This is a genomic window from Winogradskyella ludwigii (assembly GCF_013403985.1).
Taxonomy (GTDB): domain Bacteria; phylum Bacteroidota; class Bacteroidia; order Flavobacteriales; family Flavobacteriaceae; genus Winogradskyella; species Winogradskyella ludwigii.
The window spans coordinates 42,900-59,865 of sequence record NZ_JABFDF010000002.1; the positions used below are offsets into that span (position 1 = coordinate 42,900).

15 protein-coding genes are annotated in these 16,966 nt (G+C 32.5%); 5 read left to right on the forward strand and 10 right to left on the reverse strand.

The genetic code is table 11. The features are described 5' to 3' along the window. Positions 1 to 13: 13 nt before the first annotated feature. Complete coding sequence (rpsA, locus tag HM981_RS06135; protein ID WP_179337734.1) at positions 14 to 1,843, reverse strand: 30S ribosomal protein S1; 1,830 nt, start codon at positions 1,841 to 1,843, stop codon at positions 14 to 16. A gap of 288 nt (positions 1,844 to 2,131) precedes the next feature. On the opposite strand from rpsA, the gene HM981_RS06140 reads away from it, so the two are divergent. Beyond that, a complete protein-coding gene (locus HM981_RS06140; protein WP_179337735.1) occupies positions 2,132 to 2,560 on the forward strand; it encodes a hypothetical protein in 429 nt (142 codons plus the stop codon). Positions 2,561 to 2,707: 147 nt separating this feature from the next. Beyond that, positions 2,708 to 3,085 (forward strand): LysM peptidoglycan-binding domain-containing protein, encoded by a 378-nt coding sequence (locus HM981_RS06145; RefSeq protein ID WP_179337736.1) that lies wholly within the window; start codon positions 2,708 to 2,710, stop codon positions 3,083 to 3,085. A 77-nt stretch (positions 3,086 to 3,162) separates the two neighbouring features. Here the strand turns inward: HM981_RS06145 and HM981_RS06150 are convergent, their stop codons facing one another. The 5 genes from HM981_RS06150 to lon form a co-directional block, all read right to left on the reverse strand. Beyond that, positions 3,163 to 3,564 carry a hypothetical protein gene (locus HM981_RS06150; protein WP_179337737.1) on the reverse strand — a complete coding sequence of 134 codons (402 nt, stop codon included), beginning with the start codon at positions 3,562 to 3,564 and terminating at the stop codon, positions 3,163 to 3,165. A gap of 63 nt (positions 3,565 to 3,627) precedes the next feature. Next, positions 3,628 to 4,317, reverse strand: coding sequence for a (d)CMP kinase (gene cmk, locus HM981_RS06155; RefSeq protein WP_179337738.1), 690 nt, complete (start codon positions 4,315 to 4,317; stop codon positions 3,628 to 3,630). 16 nt (positions 4,318 to 4,333) lie between these two features. Further along, positions 4,334 to 5,365, reverse strand: coding sequence for a type IX secretion system protein PorQ (gene porQ / locus HM981_RS06160; RefSeq protein WP_179337739.1), 1,032 nt, complete (start codon positions 5,363 to 5,365; stop codon positions 4,334 to 4,336). 73 nt (positions 5,366 to 5,438) lie between these two features. After that, complete coding sequence (locus HM981_RS06165; protein ID WP_179337740.1) at positions 5,439 to 5,972, reverse strand: LysM peptidoglycan-binding domain-containing protein; 534 nt, start codon at positions 5,970 to 5,972, stop codon at positions 5,439 to 5,441. A gap of 37 nt (positions 5,973 to 6,009) precedes the next feature. Beyond that, positions 6,010 to 8,463 (reverse strand): endopeptidase La, encoded by a 2,454-nt coding sequence (gene lon / locus HM981_RS06170; protein WP_179337741.1) that lies wholly within the window; start codon positions 8,461 to 8,463, stop codon positions 6,010 to 6,012. A gap of 231 nt (positions 8,464 to 8,694) precedes the next feature. Here lon and HM981_RS06175 point away from each other — a divergent pair, with 231 nt between their 5' ends. From HM981_RS06175 to HM981_RS06185, 3 genes are read left to right on the forward strand one after another with little or no spacing between them, the layout of a single operon-like run. Next, complete coding sequence (locus tag HM981_RS06175) at positions 8,695 to 9,249, forward strand: RNA polymerase sigma factor (RefSeq protein ID WP_179337742.1); 555 nt, start codon at positions 8,695 to 8,697, stop codon at positions 9,247 to 9,249. Further along, positions 9,246 to 9,803: a hypothetical protein gene (locus tag HM981_RS06180; RefSeq protein ID WP_179337743.1), complete on the forward strand. Its 558-nt coding sequence runs from the start codon at positions 9,246 to 9,248 to the stop codon at positions 9,801 to 9,803. The genes HM981_RS06175 and HM981_RS06180 overlap by 4 nt, the downstream gene beginning before the upstream one ends. Beyond that, positions 9,787 to 10,878 carry a hypothetical protein gene (locus tag HM981_RS06185; RefSeq protein WP_179337744.1) on the forward strand — a complete coding sequence of 364 codons (1,092 nt, stop codon included), beginning with the start codon at positions 9,787 to 9,789 and terminating at the stop codon, positions 10,876 to 10,878. Before HM981_RS06180 ends, HM981_RS06185 begins: the two co-directional genes overlap by 17 nt. Before the next feature lie 276 nt (positions 10,879 to 11,154). Here HM981_RS06185 and HM981_RS06190 read toward each other — a convergent pair whose 3' ends face one another. From HM981_RS06190 to HM981_RS06205, 4 genes are all read right to left on the reverse strand, one after another. After that, on the reverse strand, positions 11,155 to 11,958 hold the full coding sequence (locus tag HM981_RS06190; protein WP_179337745.1) for a hypothetical protein: 804 nt from the start codon (positions 11,956 to 11,958) through the stop codon (positions 11,155 to 11,157). Positions 11,959 to 11,991: 33 nt separating this feature from the next. After that, positions 11,992 to 13,374 carry an MFS transporter gene (locus tag HM981_RS06195; protein WP_179337746.1) on the reverse strand — a complete coding sequence of 461 codons (1,383 nt, stop codon included), beginning with the start codon at positions 13,372 to 13,374 and terminating at the stop codon, positions 11,992 to 11,994. A gap of 67 nt (positions 13,375 to 13,441) precedes the next feature. After that, a complete protein-coding gene (locus HM981_RS06200) occupies positions 13,442 to 14,266 on the reverse strand; it encodes a M48 family metallopeptidase (protein ID WP_179337747.1) in 825 nt (274 codons plus the stop codon). A gap of 77 nt (positions 14,267 to 14,343) precedes the next feature. Then, entirely contained in the window at positions 14,344 to 16,761 is a 2,418-nt protein-coding gene (locus HM981_RS06205) for a glycoside hydrolase family 31 protein (RefSeq protein WP_179337748.1), read from the reverse strand. Positions 16,762 to 16,966: the final 205 nt, after the last annotated feature.

A 16,966-nucleotide genomic window follows, 5' to 3' on the forward strand; every position in this document is an offset into this window, starting at 1 on the left:
AAAGGAATTGGGATTATTTTTTCCCGTCCATTTTATCTTTAAGAGCTTGTAAAGCATCATTTGCATCACCTAAAGTTGGTTTAGCTTCAGCCGCTTGAGCAGTCTGTTTTCTAACAGCTTGCTTAACAATTTTAGCTTCTTCTTCTCTAAATACTGCTGTATGAGATGCTACAACACGTTTGAATTCTTTATTAAATTCAATGATCTTGAATTCTGCTTCTTCACCTTTACCAAGTTTAGAACCATCTTCTTTCTCTAAGTGACGTGCTGGTACAAATGCAACGATATCTTCGTTAAAATCAATTGTTGCTCCTTTATCCACCATTTCAGTGATAGCAGCTTTATGAACTGTATCTAAAGCGAACTCAGTTTCGTACTTATCCCAAGGGTTATCTGTAGTTTGTTTATGACCTAAAGATAATTTACGCCCTTGTACATCTAATTCTAATACAACAACTTCTAAAGTATCACCTACGTTACAGAACTCAGATGGATGCTTAATTTTCTTAGTCCAAGATAAATCAGAGATATAAATTAATCCGTCGATACCTTCTTCTAATTCAACAAAAACACCAAAGTTTGTAAAGTTACGTACAATACCTGAATGCTTAGAACCTACAGGATACTTAGTAGTAATATCAGTCCATGGATCTGGCGTTAATTGCTTAATACCAAGAGACATTTTTCTGTCTTCTCTATCTAAAGTTAAGATAACAGCATCGATTTCATCACCAACTTTTACGAAATCTTGAGCTGAACGTAAATGCGTTGACCAAGACATTTCACTTACGTGAACTAATCCTTCTACACCTTCTTCTACTTCAACAAAAGCACCGTAATCAGCGATTACAACAACTTTACCTTTTACTTTATCTCCAACTTTTACACCTTCACCTAAAGCTTCCCATGGATGCTTAGATAATTGCTTAAGACCTAATTGGATTCTTGATTTGTTTTCATCAAAATCAAGGATTACAACATTTAATTTCTGATCTAACTCAACAATCTCATTTGGATGGTTGATACGTGACCATGATAAATCTGTAATGTGAACTAAACCATCTACACCACCTAAATCGATAAACACACCATAAGAAGTAATATTTTTTACAATACCTTCTAATACTTGTCCTTTTTCTAGTTGACCAATGATTTCTTTCTTTTGTTCTTCAATATCAGCTTCAATTAAAGCTTTATGAGAAACTACTATGTTTTTGAATTCGTGGTTGATTTTCACAACTTTAAATTCCATAGTTTTATTTACATACTGATCGTAATCTCTAATTGGCTTCACATCGATTTGAGATCCTGGTAAGAAAGCTTCTATACCAAATACATCTACGATCATACCACCTTTAGTTCTACACTTTACAAAACCGTTAACGATTTCTCCAGTATCATGTGCATTGTTAACACGCTCCCAAGCTTTGATTACTCTAGCTTTTCTGTGCGATAATACTAATTGACCAGTTGCATCTTCACGCACATCAATTAATACTTCAACTTTGTCACCAACTTTAAGACCTGGATTGTAACGGAACTCATTAAGAGAAATTACACCTTCAGATTTTGCGTTAATATCAATAATTGCATCACGATCTGTGATTGTAATTACAGTACCTTCTACAACTTCGTCATCTAAAGTGTCAACGAAATTTTCTGATACTAATTTTTCAAACTCTTCTAATTTAGTGTCTTCAACTTGCTCAATTCCTTCTTCGTAATTGTGCCAATCGAAATCTGCTAAGAATTTTTCTGGGTTTGCTTGTGCTTCAGAGATTACTGGAGCTTTTACTGCTTCAGTTGCTTCAACCTCAGCTTGATTTGTTTCTTTTTCAGACATGTGCTGAATAATAATTTGTATTCTATAGTTTTTTGAAAGATTCGCGGAAAAACCTACAGAAGTTATTAATTATATTTGTTTGTTCCCTCTTCTACTTTCTTTAATCCGCTAAAAAGGAGTGCAAAAGTACAACATTTATAGAGTTATACAAAACATATTTATTTAAATATAATACCCTAAAAATAGGTGAGTTAAATATGAATATCACATTACGTTTACAAAACCATAACATAACCATTATGCCCTTATAATTCTTTCAGTTTAATTTTATCTCAAAGGATTAAAATTATGAAAAAACTACTTTTTTATTTTGCGTTTTCATTATTATGCTTGTTTAGCTGTAATGACAATAGTAATGATATTATCCCCTTACAAGAATCGAGCATCATGGGCCAATGGTTAATAAACAGTAAAGGCATTAATAATTTGACTTCAACAGAATCTATATGTTGTGAATTCATAATTTTCACTGAAGATGATGAGGACGAAGATGAAGATGACGATGATAGTAACATTCTAACAGGAAACTACAACTTTAATGGAGATACCTATGGCACATTTAGTATGGACTTAAATAATAACACCATAACACGTATTACTGAAAATGGGAATTCTTACACTCAAGAGTATTTAATTACTGTAAATTCATTAGAACTATGGTATTACGAAGGCGTTGATCGCTATTGGGTAAAATATTCTTTGTATCCCGATGAATGATATTTATACATATAATTAAAAATAAAGTGACCTAAGTCTATTTTTTGTTTCATATAAACAAGAATATCAAAATGATGCTTTATAGCAAAAACTTGGCACATAATTTGGTATATTTACAATAGTATTAACAATTAAAACATTAAAACAATGGTTAAAGCAAAATATCAAGAAGTATTAGATTTAGGAGAAAAATTAAACATTCAGAATGGTGATATTAGTGAAAAAGAAGGTGTACTACAAGTAAAAGGTACAGCCGCTACACAATACGATAAAAACTTAATTTGGGATAAAATAAAAGAAGTTGGTGGAGATAATCCTGCTGATATTATGGCAGATATTAATGTTGCTGATGAATCTGTGTACGCAAGACATACAGTAGCTTCTGGTGAAACTTTAGGAAAAATTGCAAAACAGTATTATGGTGAGCCTGGAAAATATCAAAAAATATTTCAAGCAAACACTGATATTTTAAAGAATCCAGATGTAATTCATCCTGGTCAAGAATTAGTTATTCCTAATTTATAATAGGTAAGACTATATAATTTATTAAAAAAAGCGACTTTATTTCGGCTACGTACTGTATTCGAAATAAAGTCGCTTTTTTAATGTCTCTTAAATATGAGATCAGGTCCATCGACATGAGACAAACCTAATTTCATTGTACCATTGGTTAAGTCATAGCTCCAATAGGTTTGATCTATTTTTACCGTAAAAATAACTAAATCAGAAATACCCTCTACCACACCTTCTTCTATCTCGTACTGGTATATACCATTTGTATATATACCTTGTTCCGCTCCAGATACTATTAAGGTTCCATCTTCACGAAAATCATATATAATATTGGCATCTGAATAATCTACTATAGAACTGCCTGCAGTGGTGTAATTTCTTATTTCTGACAATTTCCATTCATCAATAATTTTATTTGCAGATGAGAACTCGTCATCTGAACAACTAAAAATACTAACAAACATTACTATTAAAAGATGTTTAATTTTCATGTTGCTCTTATTTTGTAAATTATGTAGCTGTAATTTAGTAAAATTAGAGAGACTTTGGCACCATTATTTAGAAATCAATTCTTCTGCTAAACCAATTAAACGTTCTAATTGTTCTTTAATAGTTAAGTTGGAATTATCTATCTCTAAAGCATCATCTGCTCTTACCAATGGAGAATCTTCCCTTGTAGAATCTATGTGATCTCTTGTGGTTACATTTTCTAGCACATCTTCATAGCTCAATTGATCACCACGATCTAATAATTCGTTATAACGACGCTTTGCTCTGGTTTCTGCAGAAGCTGTCATAAATATTTTTAATTCGGCATCAGGAAAAACCACTGTTCCAATATCTCTCCCATCCATAACAACACCTTTGTCTTTACCCATAAGTTGCTGTTGCTCTACTAACTTTCGTCTAACTTCAGATAAAGTAGCAATTGGACTTACAAATTTTGAAATTCTAAGGGTTCTAATATCAGCTTCTATATTTTTTCCGTTTAAATAAACTTCTGCGAAACCAACAGCTTCATTAAATTTAAAAGTTATACTTATATCTCCTAATCTACTTATTAATGCTTCTTTATCAAAAACATCTTCACTAATAAATTTATTTTCAAGGGCAAAATAAGCGACCGCTCTATACATGGCACCTGTATCTACATAAATATAGTTCAGTGTTTTTGCTAATTGTTTAGCGATTGTACTTTTACCTGTAGACGAAAATCCATCTATGGCAATAACAATTTTTTTCATTGAAGTTGTATTTGATTTAATTTCGTCTTCCACCTAAATCTATCTGAAGTCCGAAAAAACTAGTGTTAGAAGCTCCTGAGTATCTAGCATGCGTATAACTAAAACGCATTTTATTTAATTTGATTCCTACACCAACTGAGAGTCCTGAGAAATTTCTTTGATCTACGATTCTTAATTCTTCTGCTCGTCTAAAATTATAACCTAATCTTAGATTGAAACCACCTTCTGGAAATAATTCTGCTCCTAAAATTAAATGCCGTAATCCTTCGTTTAAAAAGCTAACTTTTTCTTCTGTCTGATTGCCATCTAAATCCGTTGTAGCACGTGCTGGATTAGAGACAGCGATTGGCCATTTTTGTAAATTCTCTAAAGTAACATGCCAACGTAAAGGTACATTTTCTAAGGTTTGAGACATTCCAAAATTGACTTCGAATGGTAAAGGTTCATTTTGTCCTGCATAAGTAGAAAACTGTGTTCCAATATTTCTAATGGTTAAAGCAGCGTGGAAATCGAGTTTTTCGTTAATATACATTGCACCAAAATCTACAGCGCCACCAATAGAATTGTACTGCTCTAAAGCCGATGTAATAATCTTAACATTAGCACCTATATAAATATCTGTGTATGGAATGTTATAATTGTAACCAGCAGATATAGCAGTTTCGTTACCATTAAATGTTCCTGTTGAGTTTCCGTCTACGTCGTAACCATCAAAAGACCCGTAATTAATATAGGTGACTCCAATATGAAGGGTTTGTACGTGTCTGTCCCAAGTATAAGCGTATGCAGCTGTTCCGTAACTAATACCACCTAAATAACTAGAATAATTTACTGCTAATTGATTGCCCATTTCGTAATTAATGGAAGCGGGATTGTAAAGTGCCTCTGTAACGTCGTGATCGAAATTAGTAATTATTTTACCACCTAAGGCCGCTTGTCTTGGAGAGGATACTAAGTTTAAAAATTGATAAGTCGCTTCTCCACCCAATTGGGCGAATGCTGGTAATGCCATGAGCATTAAAAATAAAGTAAGAATCCTCTTAATCATAGACTTTGCAAAGTAACTAAATCTATCTTAAAACGATGATATGATTTTTTTATTTTTCACGTGTCATTTTTTTCTACTGAATCTTCAACTTTTGACCAATTTTAATGGTGTCAGTTTTTAAGCCATTTAAACTTTTAAGACGCTTTACCGTAGTTCCATTCTCTAAAGCTATACGATATAAATTATCTCCTTCTTTAACAATCCAAAATGATGGATTTGAGTTTTTAGTTACCACATCAAAATTTCTAATTCTTAATTTTTGACCTTTTTGAATAAGTGTAGTCTCTAAATTATTGGCTTTTTTTAATTCATTTAAACTCGTTTTGTACGTTACCGAGAGTTTAAATAAGTTATCGCCTTCTTTTACAATGTAAAAATCGGAGGTGTTATCTTCTATTAATTTAGATTCCTTTAAAGAAATGGTACTAATTGAATCTGTAATTAAAACAGGCTTGGATTTTGTTTTTACTGAATCAATGTCCGTTTGAACCGATTGACTGTTTAAATTAATCAACGTGATTTCACCAGTAATAGCATTTAGTTTTGCAGGCTTTCCATCTAATATAACATCTTTAAGCCTTACATTGTCTTGAGCACGAATACTCATTAACGATGTAAAGCTTAATAAAAATGTTACGATTAGTTTAAAGCTTTTTAGCATTATTTACTTTCTGTTTTGTAAGTGCTAGTTTTAAAACATCACTCATATCTTTTACATAATGAAACGTTAAACCTTTTAAATATTCTGGTTTAATCTCTTCGATATCTCTTCTGTTATCTTCACATAATAAAATCTCTTTAATACGTGCGCGTTTCGCTGCTAAGATTTTTTCTTTGATACCACCAACTGGTAATACCTTACCTCTTAACGTAATTTCACCTGTCATTGCCAAGCTCTTTTTTACTTTACGTTGCGTAAACAGAGAAACTAACGACGTTAGCATTGTTACACCTGCACTTGGACCATCTTTTGGAGTCGCTCCTTCTGGCACGTGAATGTGTACATTATACTTTCCAAAAACTTCAGGATCAATACCAAACTCTTCTGCATTTGCTTTAATGTACTCCATCGCAATGGTTGCAGATTCCTTCATGACTTTACCTAAGTTACCTGTAATAGACAAGGTACCTTTTCCTTTAGATAAAATAGATTCTATAAATAAAATATCTCCGCCAACACTTGTCCAAGCTAATCCTGTTACTACACCAGCAACATCATTGTTTTCGTATTTATCGCGCTCCATTCTAGGACTTCCTAAAATCTCAATAACATCTTCATTAGAAATTTTGATGTTATACTCCTCTTCCATTGCAATGTTTTTGGCCGCATAACGTACCATTTTTGCAATTTGCTTTTCTAAACCTCTTACTCCAGATTCGCGTGTATAACCTTCTACTATTTTTTCGAGTTGTGGTTTTGCAATTTTTAAGGATTTATCAGTTAAACCATGTTCTTTTAACTGCTTTGGTAGTAAATGTCTTTTTGCAATTTCTACTTTTTCTTCAATCGTGTAACCAGTTACATTTATGATTTCCATACGATCTCTTAATGCAGGCTGAATAGTATTCAAACTATTAGATGTTGCAATAAACATCACTTTAGATAAATCGTATCCCATTTCTAGGAAGTTATCATAAAACTCATTGTTTTGCTCTGGATCTAAAACCTCTAACATAGCAGACGATGGATCTCCTTGATGACCTGTAGACAATTTATCTATTTCATCTAAGACAAATACAGGATTCGAAGTTTTAGCTTTCTTTAAACTCTGAATAATTCGTCCTGGCATAGCACCAATATAGGTTTTTCTATGACCTCTAATTTCTGCCTCATCACGTAAACCACCTAATGAAATACGCACATATTCTCTTCCTAAAGCCTCTGCTACAGATTTCCCAAGAGATGTTTTACCAACACCTGGAGGTCCATAAAGACACAAAATCGGAGACTTCATATCATTTCTTAGTTTTAAAACAGCCAAATATTCTATGATACGTTTTTTAACATCGTCTAAACCAAAATGATCACGGTCTAAGATTTTCATGGCACGCTTAAGATCAAATTTATCTTTACTAAATTCATTCCAAGGTAAATCTAAAAACAGATCTAAATAATTACGTTGAATAGAATAATCAGACACTTGCGGATTCATGCGCTGCATCTTTGATAATTCCTTTTCAAAATGCTCCTTCACTTTCTTATCCCACTTCTTATCTTTAGCACGAGCTTTCATCTCTTCTATGTCTTCTCCAGAAGATACTCCACCACCCAATTCTTCTTGAATGGTTTTCATTTGCTGATGTAAGAAATACTCACGCTGTTGTTGGTTCATATCGCTCTGAACCTTATTCTGAATATCATTTTTAAGCTCAAGCTTTTGATATTCCATATTCATGAATTTCAGCGTTTGAAGTGCTCGTTCTTTAAGATCATTAATCTTTAGTAACTCTTGCTTTTCTTCGACTTTAAGATTCATGTTGGACGATACAAAATTCACTAGGAACGAATCGCTTTCAATATTTTTAATCGCAAAACTAGCCTCTGAAGGTATGTTTGGACTTTCCTTTATAATATCTAAAGACAAGTCTTTAATAGACTCAATAATGGCTCTAAATTCTTCATTATCTTTTGCTGGTTTTGCTTCCGGAATATCAGAAATAGTCGCTGTTAAATAAGGCTTTTCTGAAATTACCTCATTAATAGCAAAACGCTTTTTACCTTGTATAACCACTGTTGTGTTACCATCAGGCATTTTTAGAACTTTTAAAATACGCGCAACTGTACCTGTTTTATAAATATCTTTAGCTGTTGGGTTTTCAACCGCTTCATCTATTTGCGATACCACACCAATTACTTTTCCGCCTTTGTTGGCATCATTAATTAGTTTAATAGATGCGTCTCTACCTGCTGTAATCGGAATTACAACACCAGGAAATAAAACGGTATTTCGCAACGGTAAAATTGGTAACGAATCTGGTAAAGATTCTTTGTTTATTAACTCTTCATCCTCAGGAGTCATTAATGGAATTAATTCTGAATTCTCATCAAAATCCTGAAATGACAGATTGTCTAAATTTAAAAAATTTGATTTTCCCATATATATATTTAAGTCATTCTGTCATTAATAACCACAGAACAACATTATTTTAAATGTATTAATAATTAACTAAATACTGAACATCAATTGATTATAAGATATTCAAAGTTATTCACACTACTGTATTTTCAATTGTTATGCCATTACCTTTATAACTAAATATTATTTTATTTTTTTCAAACTGTAACAATAACAAAAAGTCGTCCTCTATAAGTAAAAGCAATTGTTTTTTTGACATCAACCAATCAAAATATCGAACAGTTATTACAACTTTGTAAATCTGGTAACCAACGTGCACAGTTGGAAATTTATAACAGATACAACAAAGCTATGTACAATACAGCAATAAGAATTGTAAAAGATTCTTTTAAAGCTGAAGACATTATGCAAGAGTCTTTTTTAGCGGCTTTTACAAAATTGAATACGTTAGAAGACGCTAATATGTTTGGTTCATGGTTAAAACGAATCGTGATAAACAATAGTATTGGTTATTACAACAAAACTATAAAACAAAACGAAGTTCCGTTAGATACTGTAATTTACAAAGTAGAAGATGATATGGGTATTGTAGAAAGTGACCCCGTAAACGAAAAAGTAAAACAGATTTTGGATATTATGAAGACGTTAAAACCTAATTACAGTTTAAGCCTAACATTACATTTAATTGAAGGTTACGATTACGAAGAAATTTGCGAAATCATGGATATTACTTATGCCAATTGTAGAACGATGATATCTAGAGCAAAAGAGAGTTTGCGAAAAAAAATAATATTAAAAGCCTCATGAAAAAAGACCATATAAACGATTTATTTGATGACTTACAAGATGAGTTTAATATTGAAACTCCTCAACGCAATCATGAACAACGATTTTTAGAAAAGCTAAAAGCTACTGACTTGGTTTCAACTGAAGTCAATAAAAGATTTCGTTTCAACTGGAAACCTTATCTGGCAGTCGCTGCTGTCATTGCGATTTGTTTTGGTGTGTTTACCGCAATACCAAACCAACCTGAAACTTTAGATTTAGCAAGTGTTTCAATAGAAATGTCAGAGACACAAGACTTTTTTACCGTTACTATTGAAAATGAACTAAAGAAACTAAACAAAGAACGTTCTCCTTTAACTGAACAAATTATTTCAGATGCCTTAGCACAAATTGAAATACTTGAAAAAGATTATAAAAAATTAAAAACAGATTTAACCGAAAGCGGAAAAAACCAACGTGTTATTTATGCGATGATTTCCAACTTTCAAACACGAATAGATATTTTAAATACGGTTTTAGAACAAATTGAAACTGTAAAACAATTTAAATCCAACTCCAATGAGAACATTTTATAAACTCTGCTTTTTTCTAATCTTGATGCCAACACTTTTACTAGCATCAAATGAGACACCTAAAGCGGCAAAACACGAAAAACAGAAAATCCTAAAAAAATCTTTTAATGTAAATGCTGATGCTACATTTAATATTACCAGTAGATATGGGAATATTGATATTATTACGTGGGACGAAAACCGCATAGATATTCAAGTCACCATAAAAGTGGAAGGTAATAATGAGGATAAGGTCAATAAAAAATTAGCAGAACTCGATGTCGCTTGGCAAGCTGCACCTCATAAAGTTACAGCAATTACCTCAATTGAAGGCAGTAGCGCTAGTACATCTTGGTGGAATAAAAAATTAGGGGACAATGTAAAGATAGAAGTTAACTATGTGGTTAAAATGCCTATTACAAACAACGTAAAGCTTTTTAACGATTATGGCTACATCAATTTAGACAAACTTAAAGGCAATGCCTATATAAAATGTGATTATGGTAAGGTCACCACCAAAGAACTCATGGGAACATCTAACACCATACGATTAGATTACACTAGAAACAGTTATTTTGAATTTATAAACAACGGCACCATTGAAGCCGATTATAGCGAATTTACGGTTGCAAAAGTTAAAGATTTAAATCTTGAAGCCGATTACACCACCTCAATCATTGAAATTGCCGAGAATGTCGTTTACGAATGTGATTATGGTTCACTCAAAATTGATAACATCAACAATTTAGATGGTAATGGTGATTATTTAGCGCTACGACTTGGTACAGTCTTCAAAACTGCTAATATCAGTTCCGATTATGGTTCCATAAAAATTGATCGTTTGGTATCAAAAACTAAGACTGTAAACATCAATTCTGAATTCACCGGAATAACAATTGGGTTTGATACTGATTTTAACTTCAATTTTAATATTGGAATTGACTTTGGTACTTTTAGAGAACCTGAAGGTTTTATATATAAAGTAAAAAACGTTGGTAACATCGGAAAACAATATATAGGACATCATGGTGATCAAAACACAGAGAATTTAGTTTTTATTGATTCGGAATATGGCAGCATAACTTTTAAAAAGAATTAAGTAAAAAAACTTAATATTAAACAATTATGAAACGACTATAATCAATTACAGTATTCGTTTTTCTTTTAAGCACAACACTATCTGGTGCACAATGGAGAAAATCTAAAAATGCTTTTAGCTGGTTTTGGAAATATTGATTTAACTATTGATGCAAAACACAAAAAGCAAAAATTGTAAGATCTATTGAAATTAGTGATTAATCTTTATTTACAACGAAAAATAAAAAAAAGGATAAGCGTACACTTATCCTTTTTTTTTGTTATTTAAAATTGTACCTTAATTAAGGCTATAGCTCACTAATGTTCCAGCACTTTGGTCGCCAACAAACTCAATTAACCCAACATTTTTCGCATAAAAATAGTCTACAATAGAACCTGTTCCTGCTGCTACTAATGTAAGTCTTACATGTAAAACATTTTCATATTCAACACCTTCTACAGTTCGAGTTAAATCTCTTCCCATCATTTCAAAATTATACACTGCACTAAAATCAATATCTGGAACATCTGGGTAATTTGAATCATTAGGTACATAAGAAATTGTATAACTAACATTACTTACCCATTCCTCTCCTACTTCGGCAGTATCTACTAACATTTTAGTTGTAATATAACTTGTTGTAACATCATAACCAGGTAATGTATAACCACCAATTGCTGTTCTAATATAATAACTATCTCCAGACTTTAGTAACCAAGATTCAGAATTAAATAAGTCGTCAAACTTGTAATAAGTTTCTCCATTAATTTCTTCAGTTCCAATCATATTATATGTTACACTGCCATAAAAAGTATCATCAAAATTCCAAATATTACCAATTGCTCTTGGCCAATAATCTCCTGTAGAATCCTCACCTGTTCCTGAAGTGTCACCATCATCTGTTCCTCCATCATCATTTCCTCCATCATCTGTTCCTCCATCATCTGTTCCTCCATCATCATTTCCGATATCATCATTTCCGGTATCATCAGAGACACCTGAAATCAAATCCGAATCTAATGGTTCATTTTCACAAGATTGCATTGAGAAAACACAAATTAAAATAATAAAAGCGAAGGCTAGTTTGGTAATTTTCATCATAATTAAGTTTTATATAAAACAAACATACTACATTTATTTATTTTTGCTTGGTACTCTGAATAAAAGGATAATACCTCCAATAAAAAAGAGAACCAAAAATAATATGGCATTTCTCATGCTACCTGTTATTTGATCTATGGTAGCAAAAATGACCATTCCTATAACTATTCCTATTTTTTCAGCGACATCAAAAAAACTAAAATATGAGGTTGTATCTTCTGTTTCTGGCAAAAATTTAGAATATGTAGATCTTGCTAAAGCTTGTACTCCTCCCATTACTAAACCAACAAAAGACGCTGCAATATAAAATTGGAGTGGTGTTTCCATAAAGTAGGCATAAAAACAAAGTGCCATCCAAAAGAAATTGATTACAATCAGTGTTTTTATATTTCCGAATTTAGCAGAGGCTCTCGACGTTAAAAATGCTCCAAGGATTGCTACCAATTGAATTACAAGAATACTAACAATTAATCCTTGAGTTTTTGCATCGGATCCTCCCCATGCAATTTCTTCTTCACCAAAATAAACAGCCACCAACATAATAGTTTGCACTGCCATACTAAAAACAAAAAAGGCCACTAAGTAACGTTTTAGTCTTAAGTTTTGTTTTAATTGATGCCAAACTTCTTTCAATTCTTTTAAGCCATTAAACACAACATCTTTGGTCACCTTACCTCCTTTAGACACCCCTTTTGGAAGTATGTAAAATGTATATTGGCTAAATACTGCCCACCACAGACCAACTGTAATAAAGGAGATTCTCATGGCTTCAAACGATGCTTTATTCTTTGCTGTCTGCAAGGCCTCTGTAATTTCTGCTTCTGTACCTGTTTTTAAAATGGTCTGAGATATACTAATATCAAATCCAAACCAATCTGGTTTCATTACCATTGCTAAATTAACAAGCAATAAAATAACACTACCAAAATAGCCCATACTAAAGCCTTTGGCACTGATGCGATCTTGCTGTTCTGGAAATGCAATATCTGGTAAATATGAATTGTAAAACACCAAACTTCCCCAATATCCAATCAATCCCATGAAATAAAACAGTAGACTTAAATGGATGCTTTCAAGACTAAACCAATATAAACCGATACAACCCGCGCTACCAACGTAGCAGAAAAACTTCATGAAGTTCTTTTTATTACCTACATAATCTGCAATACCAGAAAGAATTGGAGATGTAAAAGCAACAACCAAAAACGTGAACGCAGTGACATAAGTTATTAATGCTGTACTCTTAAAAACCATTCCAAAAGCAGGAACCGTTTTTTCTACTTGAGACACAAACAATGCCGAATAGAATATTGGAAATATTGAAGACGCAATTGTTAGGGTATAAACCGAATTTGCCCAATCGTAAAATGCCCATGCATTCAGTAATTTTTTACTTCCTTTTTCTAGTTTACTCATAAATTTTTGTAATAAAAAAGCTGCTCAAATTGAGCAGCTTCTAAAGTAAACAAATATTATTAGTTTTTTAATTTATAGGTCTAAATGATGTTACACCAAATTTCTTAGCCTCTGCTTTCGCTTTAGGTGCTAAAGCTTTTAAATTTTCAATTCTAGAATCATTACTTGGGTGTGTACTTAAAAACTCTGGTGGCGATTCTCCTCCACTATTGGCTTTCATACGTTCCCAAAGCACTGAAGCTTCGTCAGGGTTATAACCTGCAATTGCCATTAAATAAATACCTATGTCATCTGCTTCTGTTTCATGACTTCTACTAAATGGTAACATACCTCCAACACTAGAAACAACACCAAAAGCTTGATTATAAATCCCTAAGTTTTTATCGTCTTGCAAAGCAACATTACCTGCTAGAGATATTCCTTGTTGAATGTAAGCAGCACTCATACGTTGCTGACCATGGTTTGCTAAAGCGTGTGCAACTTCATGTCCCATAATTGCTGCAACACCAGTTTCATTTGCTGCAATAGGAAGTATGCCTGTGTAAAATGCTATCTTTCCTCCTGGCATACACCATGCATTTACTTGTTCAGATTCAATAAGTTTATATTCCCATTTATAATCATCCAAATAACCTTGATTACCGTTTGCATTAAAATACTGTTCTGCAGCGGCAGCAATACGCTGACCAACACGAGTAATCATTTCTGCATCAGATGTTCCTGTAACCACTTTACTCTCTGTTAGCACTTCATTATATTGCGCAAATGAAGATGGAAATAACTGATCGTTACTTACAAATGCCATCGTTTTCTTACCTGTGAATGGATTTGTTGCACATGAAGATATGAAAGCAACAACTGTAAGACTCAATACTATTTTATTAAATTTCATAGTTTACATTTAATTAAACATTACGTGTACAAACTTATAGTTTGTATTTATTTGACCCTAAATTAGGTATTTGGTCACTATTCGTTTGACTTAATACCTAGAATATGTAACTCAGAAAAATTCTTATCTACAACAATGGATGTTATCCCATTTACTTTCAGACTCTTGTGAGCAATTTTCTCATTATCTAATTGTACCTCAACCATATCAAACGGTAAACCATGAAATTGAATATTGAACGTTTCATAAGTTGTTACGTATTTACCCTCTTTAAATTGGTTAATTATTAACTCATTAGCCTTTCCTCTAAGTGTAAAATTCCTTAAACTATATCTTCCTTTTGTATAATCGAAACCATCATTAGCATCGCTAAATAATTCACTAGATTCCTTACCTTCCTTATAATAAACATCTAAAGTTATTTCTGTAATTTCCTTTTCTCCAACGTATTGTTGAATAGGGTATTTAGGAATTATAGCACCTTCTTTTACAAAAATTGGCATACTATCTATATCTGCATCAACCCACATTTCTTTACCACCTTTAACAACTTCATCTGTCCAGTAATTATACCAATTACCTTTAGGGACATACATACGTCTTCCTTTGGCGTTAGGTTCTAAAACAGGACAAGCTAATATTTGTTCTCCAAAAATAAATTCGTCGGTTCTGTAATGTGTTTGCACATCTGCTTGATCATACAATACTAAAGATTTTAATATTGGTGTTCCGTGGTCTACATAATTCCAAAATGAAGTATATAAATATGGTAATAATTGGTAACGTATTTCAATGAATTTTCTAACAATATCTGTTACATCTTCATCGAAAGCCCAAGGTTCTTGATCTCCATGATCTCCAGAAGAATGTACTCTAAAAAATGGGTGAAAAATACCTAATTGAATCCAACGTGTAAATAATTCGCCTTGTGGCTGCTCTGCAAACCCACCAATATCACTACCAGCAAAAGAGAAACCAGACATTGCCATACGTTGTGCTTGCATGTTGGCAATCCATAAATGCTCCCAAGTTGCTACATTATCTCCTGTCCAAGTAGACGTATAACGTTGCGTACCAGAATATGCTGAACGTGTAATTACAAACGGACGTTTTGGATATGAGTATTTCTTTAAACCTTGGTATGTGGCTCTCGCCATTTGCATCCCATAAATATTATGCGCTTTTCTATGACTACAAGGGTTTCCGTCATAATCATGACGAACATCATCTGGGAATGTTTTATTTGGCACTTCCATTACAGCAGGCTCATTCATGTCATTCCAAACCCCTTTTACCCCAATATCTTCAATAAGTTCTTGAAACAAACCAGACCACCAATCTCTAACTTCAGGATTTGTATAATCAGGAAAATAACATTCTCCAGGCCAAACTTTTCCTTTCATATAATCACCATCTGCACGTTTACAGAAGTAATCTTTCTCTAAAGCTTCTTTAAAAACAGAATACTCTTTATCAATTTTAATTCCTGGATCAATAATAGCAACGGTTTTAAAACCATCATCTAATAATTCCTTAACCATACGTTTTGGATCCGGAAAATAGTCTTTATTCCAAGTGAAACAACGAAACCCTTCCATATAATCGATATCTAAATAAATAGCATCACAAGGGATTTGAAGTTTTCTAAATGTTGAAGTGATTTCTTTCACCTTAGCTTCTGGATAGTAACTCCATTTACATTGGTGAAAACCTAATGCCCAAAGTGGTGGCAAATGGTGTGGTTTCCCTGTTAAATCTGTATAACTCTCTACAACATCGTTCATTTTAGGTCCGTAGAAGAAGTAATAATTCATCTCACCTCCTTGTGCCCAAAAGCTTGTTACATTTCTACGTTCTTGTGCAAAATCGAAGGAAGACTTAAATGTATTATCAAAGAAAATACCATAAGCTTTACCATGGTGTAAACCTGTGTAAAACGGAATGGCTTTATATAATGGATCCGTATCTTTTCCGTAGGCATATGAATCGGTTGCCCAATTACTGTAACGTTTTCCTTTTAGATTAAGATGATTAGGTTTATCTCCAAGTCCATAATAGCTTTCTCCATCATTAGAAACCTTACTCATTTTAACGATGTTACCACCAAACTCATAACTTTCCTCCCAGTGAAAACCTCCTTCATCTTGGTTTATAAGTGTGCCATCTATTGCATCGAAAATACGTACACCTAGATTTGCCTTAAAAATTTCACAGCGTAGTTTAGACGTTGTAATTTCGTAGTACTCTTCTTTTTCTTCAATTTCTAGTTTGTTATAACCAATACTGGCATATTTAGTTATAGCATAAGAAAAATCATTATCAAAATTACCAACTGTGGTATATCTAAATCTTAGAAGACTATCTCTAACGACTGTTAGTTGAAGAATAACATCGTTATCAGTTGAAAAATATAAAGTATCAACATCTTTTTTGAAGTCTATTATTTTTGAAGGAAATAAATTTCCTTTATTCTCTAATTCTGTATTTACAATCATAGTGTAATTTCATTTGTAAATTATCTACAAAAAAACGGAAAAAATTGAACTATTAAAAACCTTAAACACAGTATTTACATCTAATTACAAACAATTGTGTTTTGGAGCAAGGATTTTATCAGTATCATAATTTTTATCGTCATTTTAGTAATTCGATTATCAAATCTCCTGTCTTAAGCTTATGAAGATTGTACTATTAATTGAT

Excerpts from the sequence above, each read along its gene's own strand:
- HM981_RS06195 (WP_179337746.1), bottom strand. The coding sequence starts at position 13,374 with ATGAGTAAACTAGAAAAAGGAAGTAAAAAATTACTGAATGCATGGGCA.
- HM981_RS06190 (WP_179337745.1), bottom strand. The coding sequence starts at position 11,958 with ATGATGAAAATTACCAAACTAGCCTTCGCTTTTATTATTTTAATTTGT.
- HM981_RS06150 (WP_179337737.1), bottom strand. The coding sequence starts at position 3,564 with ATGAAAATTAAACATCTTTTAATAGTAATGTTTGTTAGTATTTTTAGT.
- porQ (WP_179337739.1), bottom strand. The coding sequence starts at position 5,365 with ATGATTAAGAGGATTCTTACTTTATTTTTAATGCTCATGGCATTACCA.
- cmk (WP_179337738.1), bottom strand. The coding sequence starts at position 4,317 with ATGAAAAAAATTGTTATTGCCATAGATGGATTTTCGTCTACAGGTAAA.
- HM981_RS06165 (WP_179337740.1), bottom strand. The coding sequence starts at position 5,972 with ATGAGTATTCGTGCTCAAGACAATGTAAGGCTTAAAGATGTTATATTA.
- HM981_RS06180 (WP_179337743.1), top strand. The coding sequence starts at position 9,246 with ATGAAAAAAGACCATATAAACGATTTATTTGATGACTTACAAGATGAG.
- lon (WP_179337741.1), bottom strand. The coding sequence starts at position 8,463 with ATGGGAAAATCAAATTTTTTAAATTTAGACAATCTGTCATTTCAGGAT.
- HM981_RS06200 (WP_179337747.1), bottom strand. The coding sequence starts at position 14,266 with ATGAAATTTAATAAAATAGTATTGAGTCTTACAGTTGTTGCTTTCATA.
- HM981_RS06145 (WP_179337736.1), top strand. The coding sequence starts at position 2,708 with ATGGTTAAAGCAAAATATCAAGAAGTATTAGATTTAGGAGAAAAATTA.
- HM981_RS06140 (WP_179337735.1), top strand. The coding sequence starts at position 2,132 with ATGAAAAAACTACTTTTTTATTTTGCGTTTTCATTATTATGCTTGTTT.
- rpsA (WP_179337734.1), bottom strand. The coding sequence starts at position 1,843 with ATGTCTGAAAAAGAAACAAATCAAGCTGAGGTTGAAGCAACTGAAGCA.
- HM981_RS06205 (WP_179337748.1), bottom strand. The coding sequence starts at position 16,761 with ATGATTGTAAATACAGAATTAGAGAATAAAGGAAATTTATTTCCTTCA.
- HM981_RS06185 (WP_179337744.1), top strand. The coding sequence starts at position 9,787 with ATGAGAACATTTTATAAACTCTGCTTTTTTCTAATCTTGATGCCAACA.